Source organism: Oculatella sp. FACHB-28, from assembly GCF_014696015.1.
Classification (GTDB): domain Bacteria; phylum Cyanobacteriota; class Cyanobacteriia; order Elainellales; family Elainellaceae; genus JAAUTN01.
This window is the reverse complement of sequence record NZ_JACJPJ010000089.1, coordinates 1-23,140: the sequence shown is the minus strand read 5'-3', so window position 1 is coordinate 23,140 and position 23,140 is coordinate 1. Positions and strand designations below refer to the sequence as shown.

At 47.5% G+C, this 23,140-nt stretch carries 26 protein-coding genes, 1 tRNA gene and 1 pseudogene; 20 read left to right on the top strand and 8 right to left on the bottom strand.

Translation table 11 applies throughout. The features are described 5' to 3' along the window. Positions 1-66: 66 nt before the first annotated feature. Both H6F88_RS22615 and H6F88_RS22610 read left to right on the top strand, forming a co-directional pair. Positions 67-1,443 (top strand): histidine phosphatase family protein, encoded by a 1,377-nt coding sequence (locus H6F88_RS22615; protein ID WP_347277731.1) that lies wholly within the window; start codon positions 67-69, stop codon positions 1,441-1,443. Then, on the top strand, positions 1,444-2,706 hold the full coding sequence (locus H6F88_RS22610; RefSeq protein WP_190644992.1) for a dihydroorotase: 1,263 nt from the start codon (positions 1,444-1,446) through the stop codon (positions 2,704-2,706). A 122-nt stretch (positions 2,707-2,828) separates the two neighbouring features. On the opposite strand, the gene H6F88_RS22605 is transcribed toward H6F88_RS22610, so the two are convergent. From H6F88_RS22605 to H6F88_RS22595, 3 genes are all read right to left on the bottom strand, one after another. Continuing rightward, positions 2,829-3,107, bottom strand: coding sequence for a photosystem I reaction center subunit PsaK (locus tag H6F88_RS22605; protein ID WP_190644991.1), 279 nt, complete (start codon positions 3,105-3,107; stop codon positions 2,829-2,831). 105 nt (positions 3,108-3,212) lie between these two features. After that, a complete protein-coding gene (gene nth, locus H6F88_RS22600; RefSeq protein ID WP_347277730.1) occupies positions 3,213-3,878 on the bottom strand; it encodes an endonuclease III in 666 nt (221 codons plus the stop codon). A gap of 155 nt (positions 3,879-4,033) precedes the next feature. Further along, the gene (locus H6F88_RS22595) at positions 4,034-4,243 is read right to left on the bottom strand and encodes a hypothetical protein (protein WP_190644990.1); all 210 of its coding nucleotides are present in this window, start codon (positions 4,241-4,243) and stop codon (positions 4,034-4,036) included. A gap of 304 nt (positions 4,244-4,547) precedes the next feature. On the opposite strand from H6F88_RS22595, the gene H6F88_RS22585 reads away from it, so the two are divergent. The 6 genes from H6F88_RS22585 (at position 4,548) to H6F88_RS22560 (ending at position 8,040) form a co-directional block, all read left to right on the top strand. Further along, positions 4,548-5,063, top strand: coding sequence for a hypothetical protein (locus H6F88_RS22585; protein ID WP_190644988.1), 516 nt, complete (start codon positions 4,548-4,550; stop codon positions 5,061-5,063). A 124-nt stretch (positions 5,064-5,187) separates the two neighbouring features. Next, the gene (locus H6F88_RS22580) at positions 5,188-5,358 is read left to right on the top strand and encodes a hypothetical protein (RefSeq protein WP_190644987.1); all 171 of its coding nucleotides are present in this window, start codon (positions 5,188-5,190) and stop codon (positions 5,356-5,358) included. Positions 5,359-5,746: 388 nt separating this feature from the next. Next, positions 5,747-6,046: a hypothetical protein gene (locus H6F88_RS22575; protein ID WP_190644986.1), complete on the top strand. Its 300-nt coding sequence runs from the start codon at positions 5,747-5,749 to the stop codon at positions 6,044-6,046. Positions 6,047-6,070: 24 nt separating this feature from the next. Further along, a complete protein-coding gene (locus H6F88_RS22570) occupies positions 6,071-6,526 on the top strand; it encodes a heavy metal-responsive transcriptional regulator (protein ID WP_190644985.1) in 456 nt (151 codons plus the stop codon). 89 nt (positions 6,527-6,615) lie between these two features. After that, positions 6,616-6,687 (top strand) — tRNA-Val (locus tag H6F88_RS22565). 183 nt (positions 6,688-6,870) lie between these two features. Beyond that, positions 6,871-8,040 (top strand): tyrosine-type recombinase/integrase, encoded by a 1,170-nt coding sequence (locus tag H6F88_RS22560; RefSeq protein WP_190644984.1) that lies wholly within the window; start codon positions 6,871-6,873, stop codon positions 8,038-8,040. A 104-nt stretch (positions 8,041-8,144) separates the two neighbouring features. Here H6F88_RS22560 and H6F88_RS32785 read toward each other — a convergent pair whose 3' ends face one another. Beyond that, complete coding sequence (locus H6F88_RS32785; RefSeq protein WP_199333755.1) at positions 8,145-8,618, bottom strand: hypothetical protein; 474 nt, start codon at positions 8,616-8,618, stop codon at positions 8,145-8,147. Next, positions 8,593-9,237 (bottom strand): ParA family protein, encoded by a 645-nt coding sequence (locus tag H6F88_RS22550; protein WP_347277729.1) that lies wholly within the window; start codon positions 9,235-9,237, stop codon positions 8,593-8,595. Before H6F88_RS22550 ends, H6F88_RS32785 begins: the two co-directional genes overlap by 26 nt. Before the next feature lie 755 nt (positions 9,238-9,992). On the opposite strand from H6F88_RS22550, the gene H6F88_RS22545 reads away from it, so the two are divergent. The 11 genes from H6F88_RS22545 to H6F88_RS22495 all read left to right on the top strand — a co-directional run bounded on the left by H6F88_RS22545 (position 9,993) and on the right by H6F88_RS22495 (position 20,141). Further along, a complete protein-coding gene (locus tag H6F88_RS22545; protein ID WP_190644982.1) occupies positions 9,993-11,039 on the top strand; it encodes a hypothetical protein in 1,047 nt (348 codons plus the stop codon). A gap of 354 nt (positions 11,040-11,393) precedes the next feature. Continuing rightward, the gene (gene radC / locus H6F88_RS22540; RefSeq protein WP_190644981.1) at positions 11,394-12,263 is read left to right on the top strand and encodes a DNA repair protein RadC; all 870 of its coding nucleotides are present in this window, start codon (positions 11,394-11,396) and stop codon (positions 12,261-12,263) included. Positions 12,264-12,294: 31 nt separating this feature from the next. Next, a complete protein-coding gene (locus tag H6F88_RS22535) occupies positions 12,295-12,501 on the top strand; it encodes a hypothetical protein (protein ID WP_190644980.1) in 207 nt (68 codons plus the stop codon). Then, positions 12,476-12,736 (top strand): hypothetical protein, encoded by a 261-nt coding sequence (locus tag H6F88_RS22530; protein ID WP_190644979.1) that lies wholly within the window; start codon positions 12,476-12,478, stop codon positions 12,734-12,736. The genes H6F88_RS22535 and H6F88_RS22530 overlap by 26 nt, the downstream gene beginning before the upstream one ends. A 137-nt stretch (positions 12,737-12,873) precedes the next feature. Further along, positions 12,874-13,581, top strand: coding sequence for an HAD family hydrolase (locus H6F88_RS22525; protein ID WP_190644978.1), 708 nt, complete (start codon positions 12,874-12,876; stop codon positions 13,579-13,581). Positions 13,582-13,835: 254 nt separating this feature from the next. Next, the gene (locus H6F88_RS22520) at positions 13,836-14,615 is read left to right on the top strand and encodes a DUF1883 domain-containing protein (protein ID WP_190644977.1); all 780 of its coding nucleotides are present in this window, start codon (positions 13,836-13,838) and stop codon (positions 14,613-14,615) included. Positions 14,616-15,576: 961 nt separating this feature from the next. Next, a complete protein-coding gene (locus H6F88_RS22515) occupies positions 15,577-16,482 on the top strand; it encodes an AraC family transcriptional regulator (protein ID WP_190644976.1) in 906 nt (301 codons plus the stop codon). A 69-nt stretch (positions 16,483-16,551) separates the two neighbouring features. Next, positions 16,552-17,544 carry an SDR family oxidoreductase gene (locus tag H6F88_RS22510; RefSeq protein WP_190644975.1) on the top strand — a complete coding sequence of 331 codons (993 nt, stop codon included), beginning with the start codon at positions 16,552-16,554 and terminating at the stop codon, positions 17,542-17,544. Positions 17,545-17,813: 269 nt separating this feature from the next. Then, complete coding sequence (locus H6F88_RS34615; protein WP_199333754.1) at positions 17,814-18,692, top strand: AraC family transcriptional regulator; 879 nt, start codon at positions 17,814-17,816, stop codon at positions 18,690-18,692. Between the two features lie 124 nt (positions 18,693-18,816). After that, entirely contained in the window at positions 18,817-19,470 is a 654-nt protein-coding gene (locus H6F88_RS22500) for an antibiotic biosynthesis monooxygenase (protein ID WP_190644973.1), read from the top strand. Positions 19,471-19,517: 47 nt separating this feature from the next. After that, positions 19,518-20,141: an antibiotic biosynthesis monooxygenase gene (locus tag H6F88_RS22495; RefSeq protein ID WP_190644972.1), complete on the top strand. Its 624-nt coding sequence runs from the start codon at positions 19,518-19,520 to the stop codon at positions 20,139-20,141. Positions 20,142-20,218: 77 nt separating this feature from the next. On the opposite strand, the gene H6F88_RS22490 is transcribed toward H6F88_RS22495, so the two are convergent. Then, positions 20,219-20,881, bottom strand: coding sequence for a hypothetical protein (locus H6F88_RS22490; protein WP_190644971.1), 663 nt, complete (start codon positions 20,879-20,881; stop codon positions 20,219-20,221). Positions 20,882-21,094: 213 nt separating this feature from the next. Then, a complete protein-coding gene (locus tag H6F88_RS22485; protein ID WP_190644970.1) occupies positions 21,095-21,370 on the bottom strand; it encodes a hypothetical protein in 276 nt (91 codons plus the stop codon). A 231-nt stretch (positions 21,371-21,601) separates the two neighbouring features. Between H6F88_RS22485 and H6F88_RS22480 the strand changes: the two genes are divergently transcribed. After that, a complete protein-coding gene (locus H6F88_RS22480; protein WP_190644969.1) occupies positions 21,602-21,811 on the top strand; it encodes a hypothetical protein in 210 nt (69 codons plus the stop codon). A 560-nt stretch (positions 21,812-22,371) separates the two neighbouring features. Here H6F88_RS22480 and H6F88_RS22475 read toward each other — a convergent pair. After that, a pseudogene (locus H6F88_RS22475) lies at positions 22,372-22,977 on the bottom strand (response regulator); the annotation flags it as partial. Positions 22,978-23,140 lie beyond the last annotated feature (163 nt).

The window sequence follows — 23,140 nt, the reverse complement described above, 5'->3', positions numbered from 1 at the left end:
TCTTGAAAGAAATGAGGCTCGGTTGCGTTTCTTTCAAACGACAGGTCAATTTGTAAACAAACCTTAGTGGAGGATAAAGCCCTGGCTACTCGCGTCATTCTCGTGCGTCACGGCGAGAGCACCTACAATGTCCTGCGTAAAGTTCAGGGTCACTTTGACGAATCTTACCTGACGGATGCGGGCGAAGCTGCTGCGCGTCAGGTCGGCAGTGCCCTGCAAGGTTTAAGCTTTAGTGCTGCCTACAGTAGCCCATTGCAACGCGCTAAGCAAACTGCAACCTTGATTTTATCGGCCTTGGAACAGCAGGATTCCTCAGGCTCAGTGCCACCGCTGCAACTTCGTGATGACCTGAAGGAAATCAACCTGGCTCTCTGGGAAGGGCTGGATTTTGATGAGGTTGAGCGGCGTTTTCCTGAAGGCTATCGGCTGTGGCGCGATCGCCCCCACGAACTTTCCATGCAGGTTCCTAATGAGAATGGCACGACAGAATTCTTTCCGGTACCGGCCTTGTACGAGCAAGCAAAGCAGTTTTGGCGGGAAGTTTTACCCGACCATGCTGGGGAAACGATTCTAGTCGTCGCTCACAGCGGCATCAATCGGGCTTTGCTCAGCACTGCCATTGGGCTGCAACCCGAAAGCTATCAGACTTTTTATCAGTCCAACTGCGGTATCAGCGTATTGAACTTTGCGGGTGGGTTAGGGCAGCCCGTACAGCTTGAATCCGTTAACCTGACTGGACACATGGGCGAAGTGTTGCCCAAAACTCGTCAAGGACAGCGAGGTCCACGTCTGCTGTTGGTGCGTCATGGGGAAACCGACTGGAACCGTCAAAAGCGATTTCAAGGGCAAATTGACGTGCCGTTGAATGATCAGGGGCGGGTGCAGGCAGAGCAGGCAGGCGCGTTCTTGCAATCGGTGGCGATCGCCAAAGCCGTTAGTAGCCCAATGCTACGTCCCAAAGAAACAGCCGAGGCGATTCTGAAAAGGCATCCTGGTCTAAACCTGGAGCTTGATGAAAACCTGTGTGAAATCAGTCACGGACTCTGGGAAGGCAAACTGGAGGAAGAAATTGAGCAGGGCTATCCTGGACTGTTAGCCCAGTGGCAAAGCGCCCCTGAAACCGTGCAAATGCCTGAAGGTGAGAATTTACAGCAGGTGTGGGATCGGGCGATCGCTGCCTGGGATGCGATCGTCCAGTCCGCCGCTCAGCTCGACCCGCCTGGAATTACTCTTGTCGTTGCCCATGATGCGGTCAACAAAGCAATTCTCTGTTATCTGGCTGGAGCTGGGCCGGAGCGCTTTTGGGCATTTAAGCAGGGCAATGGAGCTGTTAGCGTGATCGACTACCCACATGGCATTGAAGCTCGTCCTGTGATTCAGGCGATGAATATCACGACTCACTTAGGCGGCGTGCTAGACCGGACGGCGGCAGGGGCATTGTAGATGGCTGAGCTATTTCGCCAGGTGCGGTTGCTTGATCCGGTGTCTGATGCCGATCACGTAGCAGATGTGCTGGTTGCCGATGGTGTGATTCAGCAGGTAGAGGCGCAGATTGCAGATTTTCCAGAAGATGTGGAAGTTTGCGATCGCCCCGACCTGATCCTGGCACCGGGCTTGGTCGATCTCTACAGCCACTCCGGCGAACCCGGATATGAATCTAGGGAAACTCTAGATTCACTCATGCAATCTGCACTCGCAGGCGGTTTCACGCGACTGGCGTTATTACCCGACACTGACCCCGCAATCGACAATCCGGCAGGTGTGGAAAGAGTGCGATCGCTGCTGCGCCACGCTGGCCCCATCCCCCAAGTTGACTTTTGGGGTGCCCTCACCACTCAGGTCAAGGGCGAGCAAATGACCGAACTGGCAGAACTTGCCGCTGCCGGAGTAATTGGCTTTGCTGACGGTCGCCCGCTGCAAAACTGGGCGCTAGTGCGCCGACTACTAGAATACTGTCAGCCTTTAGGTAAACCGATCGCCTTCTCTTGCTGCGATCGCCAGCTAGCCGGAAATGGGGTGGTGCGAGAGGGCTTAGAATCCATGCAGCTAGGCTTACCAGGCAGTCCAGCGATTGCCGAAACTATTGCCCTAGCGGCGCTATTGGAGTGCGTTGAAACCATCGGCACTCCGGTCCACATTATGCGCGTTTCCACGGCCCGCAGCGTTGAGTTGATTCGAGCCGCAAAATCCCGTGGTTTACCAATTACTGCTAGTACGACGTGGATGCATCTGCTGCTCAACACGTCTAACGTTCAAAGCTATGATCCTAGCCTGCGTCTAGAGCCACCGCTAGGCAATTCGCCCGATCAAGCTGCTCTGATTCAAGGTTTAGAGGAAGGCGTGCTGGATGCGATCGCCATTGACCACACCCCCTACACCTACGAAGAAAAAACCGTTTCCTTTGCTGAAGCGCCTCCAGGAGCAATTGGTCTAGAACTGGCGCTGCCTATGCTCTGGCAGAAGTTTGTGGAGACGGGGAACTGGGAGGGGCGATCGCTCTGGCGATATCTCAGCACTAACCCTGCCCTTTGTTTAGGGCAAACTCCTGCCAACCTGCAACCTGGTCAAGTTGCAGAACTAACTCTATTCGACCCACAGCACCGCTGGCAAATTACGCCACAAGCTCTCAAATCGCTTTCCAACAACACTCCTTGGCTGGGGCAGGAAGTCACCGGGCGCATTTTAAGAACTTATCCAGGAAGATAAGTTACGGGACAGGCAATATATCTACAGAATGTTGTAGATGTGGGTAGGGGCGCACCGCAGTGCACCCCTACAGAAATTAATGTGTCGCGAAATCTGTTTAAGTCGGTATTAGAAGTTTCGGCTTAGCTAATGTAGTCCGCCAAGGTCAAAATCAACAAAGAGCCAACAATGTGCCCAAAGCTCATTGCACCCAAAAAGCCTCCTACACTGATGTTGTTGAACAGTTCTGGGAAAGGCAGAGGCATCTGACGACCATCATGGGGACGCTCAATTCCTCGGCTAGCTAAGAACAAAATTACAAGACAGGAAATACTCATAATCAGAGCTTCTGGCAACCCCCAGGTATTGCCAGCACGAGCAGTAGTTTGTTGGGCAGCAGCTAATAACGTAGATAAGATCATAGACTTTTCTCCTCGACGAAACTGAACTGAATAACATCCATCAGTGTTCGTCTTAATCGCCGTCTACACCTCTCCCCGGCGGGAGATTTGTGAGCCAGATTCAAGCTAGCAATGCTTTTCTACCCCAACTTGCTGACACATTTCTGCCACCGGACAGGTTGAACAGTGGGGTAGATTGCCTGTGCAAATGTGTTTTCCAAAGGGAACCAGCAGTTGGTTAATTTCTACCCAGTAAACAGTAGGTAACTTGGCTTCAAGGGCAGTGAGTGTTTTTTCGGGTGTGCGGGTTTGCACATAGCCCCAGCGGTTGGTGACTCGGTGAACGTGGATATCGACACTGATGCACGCTTGACCACAGGCAATTCCCAAAGTCAGGTTGGAGCATTTAGGACCAACACCATCAAAGGCAAGCAACACCTCTGCCTCACAGGGCAACTCACCGTTGTAGTCCGTCACGATGCGTTGGGCGATCGCATGAATCTGTCGCGACTTCGGCTCATGAAACGTGCAGTCTTGAATTAACTGCTCAATTTCAGCAGGAGTTAGGCGACTCATTGCTTCTGGAGTTTGGGCACGCGCGAATAACCGCCGAGAAACGGGCAGGCTGACTTCGTCATAAGTACGAATAGAAATAATGCAGGAAACAAGCTGCTCAAACGGCGAACCGTATCCCTCATCTGCCAGCGCAAACATAGCGGCTTTAGGAAAGGGACGCACTGCCTCGCGAATACGCTCTATTGCCCGACCAATCTCAAACAGTTTTTCGACCACCCTGATCACCCCAACAAAAAACCTGATATTTCTATCAGGTTAAACGTTGTCGCTTTCAGCAAGGTCATCCAGCAAATGTCTCGCCAAATATTTTTTGCTGTGCTTATGTTAAGTTTGCCCGACATTAACGGAGCCCTAACGTCAGCGTTCCTGCTTTAACTCATCTCCATCTCATCGGGATCTGTATGCTCTGTATAAAGATGCTCTGTATAAAGCTTTTGCCAAAGTACTTGAGCTTGCTGATCTTGCTCCGACAGAGGCGTATGTGTGTTAGGTGCTGACTTGCCCCTTTCCTGAAGTGTGTCTTCCAAAGCCTGGATATCTCGGCGGATTTGTTGAAGTAGCAGATCAAGCTCAGATTGCATCACAATTTGCTGGATGTCCCTTCACAAGCTAGATTCAGGCGTGGGTAGAACCTGTGACTATATCTTCAAAGTTACGATGGCAATTGCGATCGCACTTCATCCATCTGTCTCGCCTGTCTGGGTGAGCCTGGGTTTTTGGAGTCACCTCATCAGATGACCCGCTGTGTCAGAGAGTTTTACCCCAATAGACAAATCAGGGACAGGATGTGGCTAAGATATCAATCGTAAGTTGACAGCCTTCAAGGGGTTGGGCGATCGCCCGCCTCACCTTTCCATAAATCCTTAAGTTAGATAGAGGCATCTAATGGATAAAATTCAAGCTCAAGCTGCTCATCTCTGGCAGCGCCTGTCTGCACCCGAAACAGGTGCAACCTATCAGCAGGCAGCCCTGCTTACTGGGGATCTTCTCAAAGAAACAGCGACATTACTCTGGCTGCTAATTTGCTTATTTCTCGTTGCTTTTGAATGGTTTTGGAAAACCTCTGTGCAGCTAGGCAGCAGCTTTCGAGCATGGTTGTCTGGCATCGAGCAGTCTAGCCCAGATCGGGTTGTATCCGAGGCAGGCAGAGCCTTACTGTCAGCCGGAAAGAATAGCGTTGGTTTTACGCTCTCCCAAGCAAAAGAACAGTTGGGACTTCTGGCAGAACAGCCCACCCAGTCCGCAGCATTGCCAGCTAAACCCTCACCTGTCAGTTCCTCACCAGAACCCTATCAATCACCTCCGCCTGCTTCTTCCTTTGCTGCGCCAACCCCACCATCAACACCCTCGCAACCTTCAGCTCAACCGGTCGAGCCCGATGTCAGCGATGACGCAGAATAATTTAGGTCTCTCTGATTCTTGAAAGAGTTGCGGTTGGAGGAATCGGCTTCTTCTGCCTCCGACAATCGCAACCAATCGTATTGCTATAAAATATGTAAGTAATGCAAAGAGTTGTAACAAAACGATGACCCAACCTCAACCTACTGTCACCCCCAAGCTAGAAGAGCCAAAGTTTGGCTTTAATGACTACGCAGAACGTTTGAACGGGCGCGCCGCTATGATTGGTTTCGTTTTGACGCTAGCTATTGAATACGTTACTGGACAAGGGCTGTTGTCCTGGTTAGGTCTGTACTAAATCGGTTTTGGCAAAAGAATTTTCCCTCGGTAGGGGTGAGCATTGCTGATCTCAGGTATGAGTAGGGCATGGCATTGCCATGCCCTACAAGGGAATTGAGATTGGTGAAACATAACCCGCATTCAGCAATGCTTAGGGCTGCACGATCGTTTGCCCTCGCTGAAGCATTGTTAAACTTGCTCCTCAACTGGTTTACCAATTGGTAGAACGAGTAATCCGTTTCCGGTGAACTTTATTGGTCTGTTTATATTTCCTATAATTTGCTCTGCTTGATGAGCTAGCTTAGAGATAAGGAGTTCACAGGTGGATAAACAGTGTAGATCTCTCTTAGTAGATCTTAAACAGATTGCCTGAATCAAAGGCGTATTTTGAAGACAAGCGAGCCGCAATGAACTTACTCTGGTCACGGATGCTGAAGTCTGGATATCGTAAGGAACCTATTTCAAGCTTTATTATTACGGTCGGGGGTGTGGATGCAGTAATTGGTGGCGTGGGCGATCGCCTCTCTCTCATGTTTCTGGGCGTAGGACTTGTTGGCGTGGCGATCGCCCTGCGCTGGTGGAAGATTCGTCAAAGCAAAATTGAAATTCCGAGTAGCGCACCGATTCATTACCTGCCGGGGCATTCCTCTCGCCCTCAGCTTCCCACATTGAGTATGTCTCGCAAAACTCCGCCTCGCCGAACCTGAAATATTTTTATCAGGTCAGACACCATGACAAGCCGCACTCTGGCACCTCAAGAGAAGTTCCTCAAAATTGGTGAAGTCGCTTCTAGCAGCGGTTTACCCGTCAAAACCATTCGTTATTACGAAGAAATCGGGCTATTAGCGCCAACGGTAGATCGCTCCGAATCCGGCTATCGTCTGTTTAACCGTCAGGCCTTGAACCGATTGGCGTTTATCAAACGTGCACAGTCACTTGGGCTGAGCCTTAACGAAATTCACCAAATTTTAGCTGTTCACGACGAAGGGCAGTTGCCCTGTGGCGAAGTAAAACAACACCTGCAAGCCAAGGTGCAGTCCATCACCGAGCAAATTGAAGCACTGGAAACTTTAAAGTTTGAGCTACAGGGCATCTTGTCCGGCTGGGAGGAATATCCCAATAGTAATCGAATGGCTCAAACCATTTGCCCAAATCTTCAGCAGTCCCTTGAAAAGCCGAATTTTTGACCTCTCACCCATAGGGACACCGCAAATGTTCCCAGAATTCCATCTTTTCGAGATATACTGAAAAACGGTTACAAAAAACAATTGACAGTGGGCGATTAGCACAGTGGTAGCGCACTTCCTTCACACGGAAGGGGTCACTGGTTCGAATCCAGTATCGCCCATACAATTAAGACTCCTAAAAAGCGGTCTCTGCAAGCGATAAAAGCTACGCAGAGACCGCTTTTTAGAAGAGCAGCTCATATAGATTTTCGTAAAGATTAGGCATCTAAGGATATCTTTGGGGGAATTTTGACTATGATTTGACTATGAAATTGTAGAACATTTGTTCCTTCATAGTCACTGTCATGTATAGCAAACCTGGCAAATCTCCTAAAGGATCAGTAAGTGTTGAGTCGTTTCAAGGAAGATTGCGTCTCAGATTGCCAAGGCAACTATTTGGTGGGAAACAGAAGTATCTTTCTCTAGGGTTGCCTGATACCGATGTAAATCGGAGAGCAGCGGAAGCAAAAGCGAAACTGATAGAGTCAGACATCGCTTTAGAACGGTTTGATTACACATTAGAAAAATATGGGAGACCTCAACCTCCTCAGTTGACGGTAGTAGAGAACCTCAAGAAGCCTCAAAGTTTGACGGTGATGGCACTCTGGGAACGCTTTGCCGCTGATAAACAATCAAGCCTGAAGCCAAAGACCTGTGAAAAGTATGACAACCTAACTCGGCTCTTTGCGAAGGTGGGCGATTTGACTATTGATGAGTCGCTCATAGTCAAACAGGCTCTTGAACAAGTCACAACCTCTTCCAGAACAAAAGATGCATTGATGTATCTGTCTGCTGCCTGTAAGTGGGGTATGAAGCACAGGCTTGTGTCCGCCAATCCTTACGATGGGATGGCACAAGAATTACCGAAGCATCGCTATCAAACTGACCCAAAACCAAATGCATTTACAGAAGAAGAATGCGATCGCGTCATTGAAGCGTTCAAGGGGGATAAGCGAAAGGGGATGAACTACCGCCACTATGCACCGTTCGTTGAATTCTTATTCGGGGTAGGATGTAGACCGAGTGAAGCCATTGGATTGCAGTGGAAACATATTTCAAAGGACTGCGATTTTGTCAGTTTTGAGGGATCTCTCGTACAGATTGGTAATCGTCGGGTACGCTCTGAGGGCAGTAAGAATAATCGCACACGTCGAATTGCGGTCTCTTCCAAAATACAAGTGCTGTTGCAATCCATCCGACCTGAAAACCCTGATCCGCAGAGCCTTGTATTTCCATCTCTTGATGGGGATTCAATCAACTACCGAAATTTCTCCAGACGGGCATGGTCAAGTGTTGTCACTCCAATTAAAGCTGAGACGACTCCCTACTCATGTCGAGATACTTTTGTAACAACGCAACTCATTAAGGGCGTGCCGAGTAGCGTTATCGCTAAATGGTGCGATACCTCAACTCAAATGATTGATCACAACTACGCTGATAAATTGAAATTGACTCAGCTACGACCAAAAGACTGACACCGGAAGAGAAGGTGGTTTTGAGAACTACAGAGTTTGTAACTTCGGTACTTTGTAGGATGTTTTGGCTTGGAAAAAATTAAGTGCAATTTCCCTGATGTAATTCACTTGTGTTCCAAAGCTACACTCAGACCAAAGTTTTGCTGAATCTCTGCCTCTGTTTTTCCTGAGACCTCGTCTGCTCGCTTAAGCAGTAAATCGACTGCAATTCTGATGAGCGTATTATCTGTAATACGTTCCCCTTCCCCACGTCGCTTGCGATTAAGGGCTTTGGTCAGTTTCGTTAGCCCCTCCACTTGATCTGGGCGTAAGCGAGCTTCCTTTCGGTCAAGCGTCTTGTGTTTTGGTACTCTGTTAATTTCAGACTCCGAAAGTTCGGTAGACACAAACTCTGTAAGTTTGGGAGTCTGTTCGTTCGGATGGGCTACGTAGAGAGATTCAGCAAGCAAAACCGGAGGAATCACTGCATTTGACGTGAGAACAGTACCAGAGTCTGTAACTTCGATAGTTTGTAAAGATAGCTTGGTTGATTGAAATTCTTGACGAACTAGATCAGAAAGGTTTCTTTTCGTTGCCATTGTTCCATTCTCGTCTTAGTTCATCAATCAATCGCTTGTAGTCAGATTCTGCTTCGCGAGCATTCTTGTCGTTCCATTGGGTAATCGGTACTCCGTTTAGTGCGGCCCGCTCATGAGCGGCGTACTGCCGAATCAGGGAGCTAAAGACGGGAATCCCTGCTGCCATCAAGCTACTTAGGGCATCCATTGCATCTTTGATTCTGCGAGGGTCTACTCGTGTCAGTACCACTCGGTGAGGCACTCCTAAGGGGGCGATCGCCTGTTGAACTGTTTCAATGAGCGCCTTGAGATCCATTGGTGCAGGTGGAGAGGGCAGAATTACGTAATCAGAAGACTTAACTACCGCCTGAAGGGATTCCGAACGAAGTGCTGGCTGCGTATCGCATACGGCCAGGTCGTACTCGGTCACAGTCTGTAGCCTAGTCAGGAGAGCTGGATCTGTTTCATGGGCAAGCTCAAATTTCTGCTCTCCCTGCTCTGCCCACCAGGTAGAACTTCCTTGCGGATCTGCATCTACTAGCAGCACGCGCATGTGCTCTGCATAGATTGCTGCCAGATTAAACGCGGTTGTGGTTTTCCCTACTCCACCTTTGCCATTCACAATAGCCAATATTTTCACTTTACAATCCCTAACTCTGTAACTCTGTAACTTTGCAACTCTTGAACTCTGTAGTTTCGTTAGTTTGGTACTTTGAAAGTCTGTCATTACAGATAGAAGTAGTACTGTAAAGTCTTAAAAGATAAAAGAGCTAAAGATTTCATATACAGACTTACAAACTTACAAAGATTGAAATTTTGTAAGTTTGTAAGTCTGTAAGTTTGTAAGTTTGAGTATTAGAAACCTTGTGAGGGGCAAGTAAACTACAGCAGAAGAGTTTAAGCACAATCTGGCTTTTGAAGGGAGAAATAACTAACCCACTAAAATTATTAGATAACAGTGCATGGTTTCGGGAGAACAATCTAACCTAAAAGCAAAAAAAATAGGGAGTGTTTTACTCTACCTACCACAAATCCTCTGGCCTAGTAGCCGATTATTGGAAGGGGAACGTACAGGGGGGGCTAGGGGATAGCTACTGTATGGTTTTGCGAGAAAAACTGCATGGTTTTGGGAGACTCACGCACGACAATGGCGGGAGACTCGCCTGGTTTCGGGAGACAGACTGCATGGTTTTAGGAGATACAGTGCATGGTTTTAGAGTCCTAATTGCATGGTTTCGGGAGACGAATTGCATGGTTTCGGGAGACAAAATAGGCTCTAAGTATATAGAATCAATCACTAAATTCCTTCTAGACTTTTAGACTATAAGACTTTAATAGACGAACTAGACTAATAGTTTTATAGTTCGTTTGTTCGTAGTTTCTTAATAGAGATACATGAAACCCAAACGCCAAGTCCGAAAATCGGCAGCTTTGCCGTTTAATCCTATTCGGGTTGAACGGGAATTACTCCGATTTCCGATTCACCATTTGGCGAAAAGGGGAATTCTTAATATAGACATACGAGGAAAAGATAAAACTGGAAAAGAGTTTCGTTGGCGAGTTTCTCCTAGTCGTAACTACGGTGAACCAAGGGAGCTTGCTTATAAGCTTGATACGTTACTGATTAACCGCCGGATTGAAGAAGCTGGAAGAAGTAAGCCAAAAGTAATCCGACTGGGGAGCCTTCGAGCAATTTGTAGAGAGCTTGGGCTGAGTGAAGGTTGTTCCAGCGATATCAAGGAAGCGCTTCGCCAGAACGCCCATACAGGTATTACCGCCAAGGTGAGCTACCAGGGGCAGGACGGGGTAGAGCGGACGATTGAAGGGGATTTTAACCGCTATAGCGTCATTTTTACGGGAGAGAGATTCTCAAACGGGAGAAAGGCAGATGCCGTATACATCATCCTCAATGATGTATATCGTGAGGTTTTGAACAACGCTGGCACTCGTCCTCTCGATTATGATTATCTGAAAGTGCTACCTCCGACCGCGCAGCGGTTCTATGAACTGGTTAGCCCTCAAGTGTTTGCGGCCATTAAACACAAGCTACCCTTTGCAAAATACACCTATTCAAACTTCTGCATATACTCTGCCCTGACTCGTTACACGATCGCAAAGCAAGTGAAAAAACAGATGTACAAGGTGATGCAACCGCACAAGCGATCCGGCTATTTAGAAGCGGTAGCTTTTGAAGAGACCGTGGATAGTGACGGAACACCCGATTGGTGGATACATCTTACTCCGGGTGAAAAAGCCCATAGTGAGTTCAGACAATTTAGCCAAAGAACAAACCATAGCTTAGAAACACATGAGCCATTTCTCCTGAGTGGGTCAGAGCTAGAGGCAGGCACGCCATCTGCTGACGTGGAGCAGTTCCAGTACAACCTCCTCTGGGACATAATTACCGAAGCAATAGAACTTCCTTCAGAACCTGATCCATGAAGCAATGCAAAGCTTAGAAAGCTTTTGGTGTGGAGCTTCCCAGAAGTTGGGCACTCCTTTGCAGACGATCCCAAAATGTTCCACGGTCTGAAAAGATCGATATGCAGAGTTGGTTTTAGCCTTAGTTATTTTTTGAAAAACCTTGAATACTCAGGTAGATACAGGTTTAGAACGACAGTATGAAGTGAAAATTCGCTGTAGTGTTCCACGGAAAATGATGGGTTAATAACTAGTTTCTTTCGTGGAAGGAAAAAATAGGAATGACTTGATAGTCCGTGGTGTTGTAAGAACAAATTGACAGATTTCTGACTGCCTCAATGGTCTGCCAGACAACACTTTTCCCAATGGGAACTTATGAGTGACTCACCTGAAGTTCACACCTCACAGGGAGAACGTGGTTCTTCTCATCCCTTCATTGATAATCTTGCAGAGCTGACTTTATGGGACGATGAGGGAGCGCTCGTAACAGAGTATCACTACAGTCAGGCTTCTTTACCTCGTCATACGCTCCGAATCAAAGACTTGCCTTCTGAAGAACGCCCCCGCGATCGCCTGGTAACGTCCGGAGTTAAAAGCCTCTCTACGGGGGAACTCCTCTCCATTTTGCTAGGTACTGGGCAAGGATCGGGGAAGCTATCAGCTGTCGGGTTAGGGCAGCATATCCTTCAAGTCTTGAGCGACGATCAGCGTGACCCTATGGAGGGGCTTCGAGACATCACGGTGCAAGAGTTGATGCAAATCTCTGGGATAGGTCTTGCAAAGGCCGCGACTATCCTTGCAGCTGTTGAGCTGGGTAAACGAGTCTTCCTCTCTCGCCCTCCAGTACGAACGCTCATCGACGATCCGGCGACTGCTGCTGCGGTACTCACAGCTGACTTGATGTGGCAGACACAGGAGCAGGTTGCCGTACTTCTACTGGATGTCACGAATCGACTGATGGGCAGTCGCGTGATCGCGATCGGAACAGCTACCGAAACAGTAGTACATCCCCGTGAGATTTTTCGGGAAGCGATACGACAAGGAGCTACGAGGATAATCGTCGGTCACAATCACCCTTCTGGGAATGTGGAGCCAAGTACAGAAGATATCTTACTCACTCGCCAACTTCTTCAGGCAGGGCAGCTTCTTAGCATTCCCGTACTTGATCACCTGATTCTGGGAAACGGCAACCACTTAAGTCTTCGACAGGTAACAAGTTTGTGGGACGAACTTCAGCAGGAGTAAAGCAAGTAATTGAGCAACCAACTTCTACGGTGTGTCTAATAGTACGTCTGCCTATCTCAATGGTGAACCTGGAAATATGCGGAAAGATTCTGGCTATCCACCTTGGTTGACCAAGTATTTTCCCTCGTTTATCAAAGATGTTGAATCTACGTTTTTGCCAATTCCACAATTAATGGATGAAATTCAAACAGTTGTAGGTCATGTAGGTAAATGTGATCCCTTTCTCGTTGCCGCATAATTTATCAGATTCGTTTGCGGCGGTTGGTTGGGCAAGACCAGAACTTTACTTTGATAGCAGTATTCGCAGTGGTATCTCTTCATTTGCCAAGATAGATACTGATGAGCTTGACAATGGTTTATCCCAGTTGCGAGAAGATTTAGAAAAGGGAATATGGGATAAAGAATATGGACATCTACTCCAGCAAAAACAGTATGATGTCGGTTATCGGTTTGTTCATAGCCCAGCCTTATAACAACCCGGCTGGAGCGGACTGTTGAGAGATTTTGGTGATGTTGCAAAAGTTACTTGCAGCCGTTCAGCCGGAACGTTAGCTGTCTTCGTTTCGGTCGTTGGGACGCAATTCTGAGATAGTCGTTAGGAGTTCGATGAATGGTTCAAGCAGTCCTTTTCGATTTAGATGGAACGCTGCTCGATCGCGATACATCCATCAAACAGTTCGTTGCAGCTCAATATGACAGACTCATCACTCACTTGAGCCACATTCCTAAAGCCGCTTACACTAGCAGATTTATCGAGGTGGACTGTCGCGGTCATGTTTGGAAGGATAAGGTTTATCAAGAGCTAGTTGCGGAGTTTGAGATTAAGGAGTTGAGTTGGCAGGCATTGCGTCAGGATTATGAGACACAGTTTCAGAAGCATTGTGTCTCTTTCCCTTTTCTCGTTGAGGTGTTAAGTGGGTTGAAACAGCAGGGCTACTCGTTGGGTATTGTGAGTAATGGTTTGGGAACTTTTCAAACTCGCGCCATTGAAGGACTAGGGATTCAAGACTACTTTGAAGTAATCTTGATTTCTGAAATCGAGCAAGTGAGAAAGCCACAAGCAGAAATTTTTCATCGAGCCGTGAAGCGATTGGGAGTGACAGTTAAAAACACTGTGTTTATTGGAGATCACCCGGAAGCAGATATCATGGGTGCAAAGAACGCAGAGATGAAGACAGTTTGGAAACGCAGTTTGTACTGGCAAGATGCAAAAGAGGCAGATGCAATCATTGATGAACTCAATGAAATTCCTTTGATTCTTGGGCAATTTGAGAGTAGTTGCCAGACATCTGACAACGCCCATGAACCCGACCGTTGAGAGGCTGCTGGTTAAGTTCGAGAGGTTACTGGCGGCGGGTTATGGGCATTGTTATGCCGCAGAGTGCTTGGTGAGGGCAGGCGACACACTTCAAATTCCCTTAACTCAGAAAAATCTTAAGCTTGTTTTTAGTATTGAGGCTGGTTCGTAAAGGCCGCTTTGAGTTACGCGAGCTAGGCTACATATAGCGCTTTTCCTGAAGAAATATTGGACATAGCGCTATTCCTAGAAAATCGTTCATCTGCTGATCTCTTATGCAATTTGTACATCATGATTTGGGCAACTGTAAAAGCGGTGAAATTGTAGAAATTACCCTTTCAGGTAGCGCAGCAAACGTTCGTCTAATAGATGGTTCTAACTTTCAGAGCTACAGAAATGGGCGTAATCATAGGTACATAGGTGGCTTAGCGAGAAAGTCTCCAGTTCGCCTTCAGATTCCTCGATCGGGGCATTGGCATGTTGCTGTGGACATGATGGGACTGCGGGGTAACGTTAGGTCTTCTGCTCGTTTGCTTCCAAGTCCTCTACCAGCGATACAAGATGCTCCGTTGTCTTCAGTTCCTGGCTTAGTCCAACCTGAGTCTTTGCCTAATTTCGCTGATCAGGTACGTGATTATGATGTCTTCATTTCTCACGCATCAGAAGATAAGGATGAAATCGTAAGGCCGTTAGCAAATGCACTTCAAAGTGAGGGATTATGCGTTTGGTATGATGAGTTTGAACTCAAAATCGGAGACAGTCTTCGACAAAAAATTGATCGTGGTTTAGCAAAGAGTCGAGTAGGGCTTGTTGTGCTTTCACAGTCGTTCATCAATAAAGGATGGACAAACTATGAATTAGATGGAATTGTGACAAGGACAATAACTGGAGAGCAGATTTTGCTTCCTATTTGGCACAAAATTTCAAAGCAAGAAGTTATTGAATTTAGCCCGTCACTAGCTGATAAGGTTGCCAGAAATACAGCAACATACACTGTTGAAGAGATTGCAAGGGAGATCGCAGAGCTAATTAGAAATGTTAGCAATGCAGCATAGCAACCGTGTTGCAGCGGAACAGTTAGCCTTTTTTGTTGGCTTACAAAGGTTGTTTGCGTCCGCTGACCTTTGCCGTGTGCGATTCGTTCATCCAAAATGAATAGCGATATTCAGGGACGGATGGCGAGGATAGAACCTCGACAACTTGATCATCGTGAGGGTGTAAGTCCCTCTCCCCAGGTGCAAGGGGTAACAGCATCACCTCTACGGTAGCGACTGGTCATCAATCCGTAAAGCGAGGTGAAAAGGCGGTTGCTGGAAGCCTAATCCGGTCATCCCGCCCAGCATGAGTCTATGGATAGCTTTCATCGAAGCTGTGTCTGAACTGTCGTGAGGTCAATCCAGCCAAATCAGGCTGTTAGGCTGGAGCCAAAAGGCAAAGGATATTGGGGCGGGCGCTTACGGTTGCGACCCGTATGTACTCCCATTAAACCCGGCAGAAAGCAGCATCCTAAGGGTTCGATTACGGTGATTTGGAACGAAGTAACCCTCTGCTTGCTCTCAGGAAACTGAGTAGGTGCCAACCGGATGTAGCAGATGGGGAGGATGCCCTAAAAAGCAAATGCCTTTGGGAAAGCCAGAGGATAAGCAGACGTAGGGCGGGATACTGACAAGCAACCGCGCTTAGTAACGGTTTATAAGCCTAAAGCTGAGTGATTCGTCACAACGGTGGGATAAGGAGAGCAATCTCCGCAAGCCGCCAACCGGGAGGTCGCAAGCCAGGGAAGTTAAGTGAATCGACCCACTCAATTGAACGGGTGTCTATGACAAAGAGTCGGTATCTCAGGAGCCGTGTGAGGTGAAAGTCTCAAGCACGGTTTTGAAGCCGAGCGGAGGGAGCGATCCCTTCGCTTAGGTTAACTAGGTAGAGCTTCTCGTTCTATGTAGGGACAGTAATCAGAAGGTTGCCTGTAGAGTGAATTTCAGTCCAAAATATACTTAAAATCACTTCTTCGTGCCAATGTCAGATAGCCAGATTCATCTCGTTAACAGTCAAACTGGAGATGTCTTTCCGGCTGCTCCTGATGGAAGTGTGTTGTTTTCGAGCGTGAATGCAGGGTGGCAGGGAATCACTGTTGAATTTCACCGAATTTCATCGCTTGAACTGCCCGAACACTATATCGATGGGCATCGTTTGGCGGTCAACATTGGTCAACCTGTTCACTACGAATGGAAAGAAGGCAGGCGTTGGCGACAAACAACTTTGAACCCAGGTGATTTTTGCTTACAGACACACGGAGATATCAACTTTCCTCGATGGTGGGGCAACTTTGAGTTTTTGGCGATCGCCCTTGACCCCAAATTTGTTCGCTTGGCGTTTCAAGATACGGGTGCCTCAGAAAACATTAGTTTTCTAACCCGTCGAGGTGAAGCGGACACAATGATTTCTGACTTTACTCGTCGCTTCAAAACCGAATTAGCGTCGGGAAGCTACTGTGGTGCGCTTTATGGTGAATCGCTTGCAGTTGCTTTTGCCCTCCATCTGATTGAGCATCACAGCGGTCGTCCGCAAAAACTGCGTAAACCTTCTGGAAAACTTTCATCGCAGCAGCTAAAGCAGATTATCGAGTACGTCCACGAACATCTAAGCGAGGAGTTGAGCCTAATTGGCTTAGCCGAACAGATGAACCTGAGCGCGTTTCACTTTGCGCGTCTGTTCAAAAAATCATTGGGGCTTTCCCCACATCAATATCTATTGCAAAACCGAGTCGAGCGTGCCAAGAAGCTGATTGCGATCGCGGGTAAACCAGATCTGACGGATATCGGGTTGCAGGTCGGCTTCTACGACCAAGCGCATTTCACCAAAGCTTTTAAGCGAGTCGTCGGCATTCCGCCCAAAGGCTTCTTCAAGCAGGTGGCAAGCTAAGCAAGATTTTACAATTTTCCCAAGTGACTGCTTCGATAAGCTGTCCTCAGAGCTGATGAGGAGCAAACAATGAAGAAGCTAAATCGTTCGCGTCGTGGATTGATCAAAGGTGCTGCCCTGGCTGCAACCGGAATGGCATTGGGAACAGGACTATCGCCCTTGCAAACCAAGCAAGCAACGGCACAGGCTCCCACTCAGTCCAATGCCCAGCCTCAACCTTCAAATACGCTTCCCTTAGCTGGAAAAGTCGCATTCGTCACTGGAGCGGCGCGAGGGATTGGACGGGCAATATCAGAAGTTTTTGCAATGAATGGTGCCGACGTTGCCATGCTCGATATTGCCGATCCCGCTCGTTTGAACTCTTCACCAGGTTATCGCGTGTCCAATATGGATGAGTTCAATGCAGCCGTGACTTCTGTTAAGCAATATGGCACGAAGGTTCTGCAAATTCAGGTAGATGTTCGAGATTTAGCCGCAATGCAGTCTGCGGCTGAACGCACGAACCGCGAACTGGGTGGAATTGATATTGTCGTTGCCAATGCGGGCTATGTGGCTTGGCATAGCTTTGAGGATGGCACCCCTCAACTCTGGCATGATGTCTTTGATGTCAATGTTCATGGTGTGTTCAATACGGCAAAAGCTGCCATTCTTTTTCTCAAGCAACGGGGTGGCGGACGAATCATCAATATGGCATCTGTAGGAGGCAGGGCTGGATTTGCTGGCAATGGTGCCTATACATCGACTAAATGGGCTGTGATTGGCATGACCAAGCAGGCTGCCCAAGAGTTGGGGCAATACAACATCACCGTCAATGCGATCGCGCCGGGTGCAGTCAACACACCGATGTATCGCAGTGAAGGGCAAATGCGATCGATGGGTGTTTCCAGTCTAGAGGAACAGGACGCACTGATTAATTCAGTGAGCCCACTGGGTAATGCTGGAGCGATTGAGCCAGAGGATATTGCTCAAACAGCACTTTTCCTGGCAAGCGACGCAGCGAAAACAATCTCAGGAACAACGATCGATAACGCATTGGGCTTCAATGCGAGCTATACAGGGTGAGCCTCTTAGTATATTTAGCCACTGTCTAACAACCGCAATGCGCCGGAACTTTGAAGTATGTAGTTTGTCGGCAAGAATTATTGGTGTCCGGTGATTGCGACCGTTAGCTGGCTTAAATCACCCATCAAAGACGCAGCCGAAGATCTATCTCTTGATGTCTAGCCTTAAGCAAGACTATCAGTAGAATTAGGTTCCAATGAAATAGTGAAAAATGATAGTTCGTTATTGACCTTTACGCAGAGCTGTATAAGCTGATAGGGATGAACAGAGTGCATGAACAAGATTCTATTAAAGAAAACGTAGTCTTACAAACTGTGCCACGATTGCCAATCTTGCGAAGTCAAGATACTACCTCAGACATTCTTCGGGTTGAACACCATCATCAGCCTGCAAATCAAAAATCTGAGTGTTGCCTGCCGAAATATCTCATCAGCATTCATCTGGGTCAACCCATTCAATTAGAACGGATAATCGACGGGCAATACAGCCACGATTGTTTGGCTAAAGGCGACATTATGATAACGCCTCCTCATTTGCATCGCAAACTGTTCTGGGATGTAAATGCAGATTTTTTGTTACTTCGCCTTGAACCAAAGCTGTTTGCCTCTGCTGCGTACGAATCGATCGATGCAGAGCATATTCAAATCGTGCCGCAGCTTAAGATTTGTGACCCTTTGATCCAGCAAGTCGGTTTAACCCTGAAAACAGAATTAGAACGAGATGGGTTAAGCGATCGTCTTTATGCTGAGTCGATGGCAAATGCATTAGCTGTTCATCTGCTGCGGCGTTACTCCGATCAAACGCGAAAAATACGGACGTATCCTGGTCGTTTACCCGGTCATAAATTGCAGCAAGCGATCGACTACATCCAGGCTCATCTAGCAGAAGAGGTGTCTCTGGAGGCGATCGCTACCGAACTTGACATGAGTCCATATCACTTTGCCCGATTGTTCAAACAATCTACAGGTTACTCTCCTTATCAGTATGTAATTCGATGTCGAATTGAGCGGGCACAGGAATTGATGGTGCAGGAGTTACAAAGTATTGCAAGTATTGCCTTGAAAGTCGGTTTTGCCAGTCAAAGCCAATTTGGGCGACACTTCAAACGCCTCACTGGAGTGACACCCAAACAATTTCTTCAAAAGTAGCAAGAATCTTCTAAAGCCGCAAGAATCGGCTATACAGCAGCCAGCAGACTCTGTATCCTTGCTTGGGACTGCTATGGTTTCGTTCCAGCAGTTAACGCATACTTAACAAAAGGGAATTGCCATAATGCTCACTGTATTTAAGGACAATTCAGTTCTGGCAGAATTGGATATTTTTGTCACCCAGCCCGATCAACAGTGGTTATTGATCGATGAGTTGATTTCCTACACACACGATATTTTGAAACAGCAATCTGGGTACATTGCAAACGCCATTCATCGCAGCTTAGATGGACTGAAGGTGGTCAATTATGTGCAGTGGCAAAATCAAGCTAGTTATCAGGCTTATATCAATAACCGGGATATTGCGTTGGCAACTAAGATTACTGGCTTCTTCGCACCAGACTCTCACCTTTACGACATTTTTATGACTGAGCCAGCAGACAGCCAGATGCAAATCAGAGTGAATATGCCGGAACTAGTTAACTTTGGAATGTTCAGATTGAAGAATCCGGCTGATCAACCTCGTTTCTTAGAAGCAACCGCAGCAGCAATCCAGCAAATCTCAGGACAATCTGGACTCATTACTACGCATTTCCATCGATCGCTTGATGGTGCTCGTGCGATCAATTATGGATTGTGGAGTTCTCAGGAACTATACGCCAAGATGAATGCAAATCCCCCGATGGCGGAACCGCTCCAAGTCATGAGATCGCTTGCCAATAATGAATTTCAGATGTCACTTCACCAAGTCGTTTTCACTGAATCAGCTAATTTATGAGAGTCGAGCACAATCGTGATGTAGTGTTTGATTAGGAGGATATAAAGATGGTGCAGATTGACCGCACAAATACCGCGCTCGTTGGGCTGGATCTATACACCGTTGCAGAGCGGCATCAGGCGGCCTTGATTGAGGCAATTGTGCAAGAACAAGTTAAATCCTGGATTAATTGTTCTTCTTTTGTATCTGCCAGTGTGCATCGGAGCCTAGATAGCGTGCGAGTGTTTATCTATAGCCAATGGCATCCTAAATTTGACCATCGCAGTTTGCCTCGTCCTGCTGTGTTTACTGAGTTTTTTCCGCCTGAGGTATTTTTGCTGGAAGTCACGGCCAGTCGATCTCAATCGGCACAAGTTGAAATTGCTGAAGGCGATCGCGTCACTCATCTAGCTGAATTTCGCATGATGCCAATGCATCAACCAGAGATGATCAAGCGAACCGCTGCTGAATTAGACCGGGCAATGAGCAACTCATCAGGCTTGCTTTCAGCGACTTTTCATCGCAGTCTGGATGGTACTAGAATGTTTAACTACGGTCAATGGGAAAGCCAGGAGGCATTTGAAGCAATTCTTAAGCAGCCTGGTTTTAACCCAGAAAAGCCATACTGGGAAGGGTTAGCCCGGAATGAATTTCATCTATACAATGTCACTTATGTAGCGTCAGCCAGCTAACATAGCCTCTGAGCCGGACGACAAGGTATGAGGACTTAGAATGACTATCTCCAAAATATCGGAGGTGTCTTTTCCCTCTACAGGTTGCATAAATTCTTCTTGCTTTCCTGAAAAATGATAGTTATGGAAGAGAGTCCCGCTAATTTCCTACGAGTATTGATCGCTTTTACGAGTGCATATTTCTGCCGAATAACACCAGGAAATTGGCAATACGGAAGAGTACTGAATTTCCTCTCCACCACCTCTTGATTGTGTAAACCGATTTTTAGGAATCGATACTCTATTCGTTTCCATTCATCGTGGCAAACCTTCACACAAGGCTTTCCTTGTTCTACGCCGATGGAGTAACCGCGAAAATGAATTGGCGCGATGCGGATGTCGTAACTCTTCACTCGCTCAAAAGTGCGATGATAACCGTCAGTTGCAAGCAACACAAAAGAAAAACCAAGCCGAACATACTGCACATTTGCTAAACCTTTCTGCCTTCTCCTGAAGCGCCTAGTTCGGCACCTCGTGACTTCGTAGCTTGTAATAAGCTTCTGCTCAACCAACTGGGGGTCTTTGTCAGGAGGGATCTCCCGAAGGGCGTAATAGAAGTAGCCGTGCCGCACATAATCTATTGCAACTCGCCGTAAGAAGTGTCCTAGAGTTTTCACCTCGTATTGGTACTTCATTTCTGTTTCTCCCATCACTTGAACTCTCAAGGAACGGATTGATAAGGCCCAATCCGCAAAAGCCATTGTTTGTTCCTTCAGTTCTGAACCTTCATTCACAACCTTTTTAAAACACGTACCTTCACCATAAAGAAAACCTTGGAAGGTAAACCTTCGGCGTACAAACGCACTTCTCCTGAACGGGATTTGTCGCCCGGAACCCACTTTCCATATAGCTGTTACAACTACTGAAAAATTAGCTACTTAGATGTACATTGTTCACCGTGTTTGAGTTTGGAGTTATTGAAGCAGCATGGAGTAGGTTGGCGCTACACCGTGTTTCAGATGCACCGCCAACCCCACAGAAAAAGAAGGAACTGTACGAGAGGCATGAAACCTCCTCAGAGCTTTCGTAGTCGCAGAATGCTTGGGGCTACCACCTCCCAAGCGCGAATGACGCTGTGACTGCCTTGCCACTTCGTCACCTGCATGATTAGCAGCACCTACTTGCTCCTCGCTCCCGGTCTTACAGGTTTGAATCACGTACCTGGACAAAGTACGCACCGAAGTTGCCAATCTTCGGCTCTGTAAGACCATCCTCGATTAGCGTCAGAAGTTGCATGAAGAGTCACGTCGCTAGCTGATTACTATCAGCAGAACCAATACGCCGACGGCTGTGCCGTTCCCATTCCAGGTTTCGAGGGGCAGAAAGCAGAAGCTCCCCTTTACTGACGTATGGTCTTTTCGGCGGTTCGGCCTTGCGTCTCTCTTCATACTGACCAGCAAGCGCTTTCGCGCCTTTCATAGTTGAGCTTTTCACCGTCACCATTTCTGGCGATCGCCGAAGTATCCTATCCTCCGGTTGAGCGCATCACTACGCCCAAGCTCCCTACGCTGGAAGAGGTAACACGCCATAGCAGTGCCGTAGGCTATGCCCCCTCTCATGGATTCTCACCACTTCCTCTAACACGGCCCGTCCTGTGGACAGGTCTGTCTCGGTCGCCCACCTTCTTGTGAAAACATGGGATAGAACGTTAGGATTACTCCGTTATAAACGGGATTACACCAACGAGCCTCCCTTGCACTGAGCAAGCCCGTCTCCAGGCACTCAGCGCGAAGAGTGTCGGCTCCATGCAGGTGGCAATGCCTGCCCTCTTTTACTAGGGCGGTAGACCCTAAGCCGAGGTGTCGCCGTCACGCTCTCGTACAGCCGCATCTTTCGTAGTGTTTACGAAGATCACGCAGCCTTTAGAAGGCTAGTTAGGCGATGTCAGTAGTAATTTCAATCAATTATTTCGTACAGGTAAAATAATTAGCTTTTAGCAACAAACTCTTTACGGTTCTATCGTGAAACTCAAAGATAGAACCTTTCATCCATGAGTTTTTGTCCCAAATGCTGGAAGTTCACGAGCAGGGGTGAGTTAAGCCGCTACTAAATTACAAAACGCAGGTTTTGTTTCCTACAAATACGGCAAGATGACCATTGTGGATCGATCTGGATTAGAAGAAACTAGCTGTGAGTGTTGTGCACTCATCAAAGCAGAGAGCGATCGCTTAATTGGCAGCAATACCATGAATTACGTTGCTCGAGCTAAGCTTACAATTGTTTGAATCAATACCTCTGGTTCAATCGGTTTTGAGATGTGCTTTTGAAAGCCTGCGGCAATTACCTGTTGCTGATCAGCATCCCCAGCATAAGCAGTTAGCGCGATCGCTGGGATCTGTCCTCCTTGTTCAGGTGCAAACATTCTTACTTGCTGGATTAACATATAGCCATCTATATCCGGCATGCCAATGTCACTTAGCAACACATCCGGCTTAGCCTGAGTTAGAATTTGCAGAGCTTCATGGGCTGATGAAGCAGATGTCACCTGTGCCCCTTGTTGCTCTAATACAAACGTCACCAATTCTCGTGTATCGATTTCATCATCTACAACCAGAATTTTGATGCCACTTAAATTGAGAGACTGTTGGGGTGATCGATCGTCTGGGTTTGCTTGTGATGAAGTTTGCATGAGTGGAAGTCGAACGGTGAAAGTGGCTCCTAAGCCTTCGCCTTGGCTCTCTGCTCGCACAGTGCCACCGTGTAATTCGACTAAGTGACGAACAATTGCTAATCCTAGTCCCAATCCGCCAAACTTGCGAGTCGTTGCGCTATCGGCTTGACGGAAAGAGTCAAATACGGCGTTGCTGCAAGGGTAATGCTTGGTTTGGCATGATAGAAGAATGAAATGTCCTCAATGTAATTCAACTCAAGTCGCTAAGAACGGGCATCGTCGAGGGAGACAATGCTACAAGTGTAAGCAGTGCAGGCGACAATTTCTCGAATCCTACTATCCTTGGCGC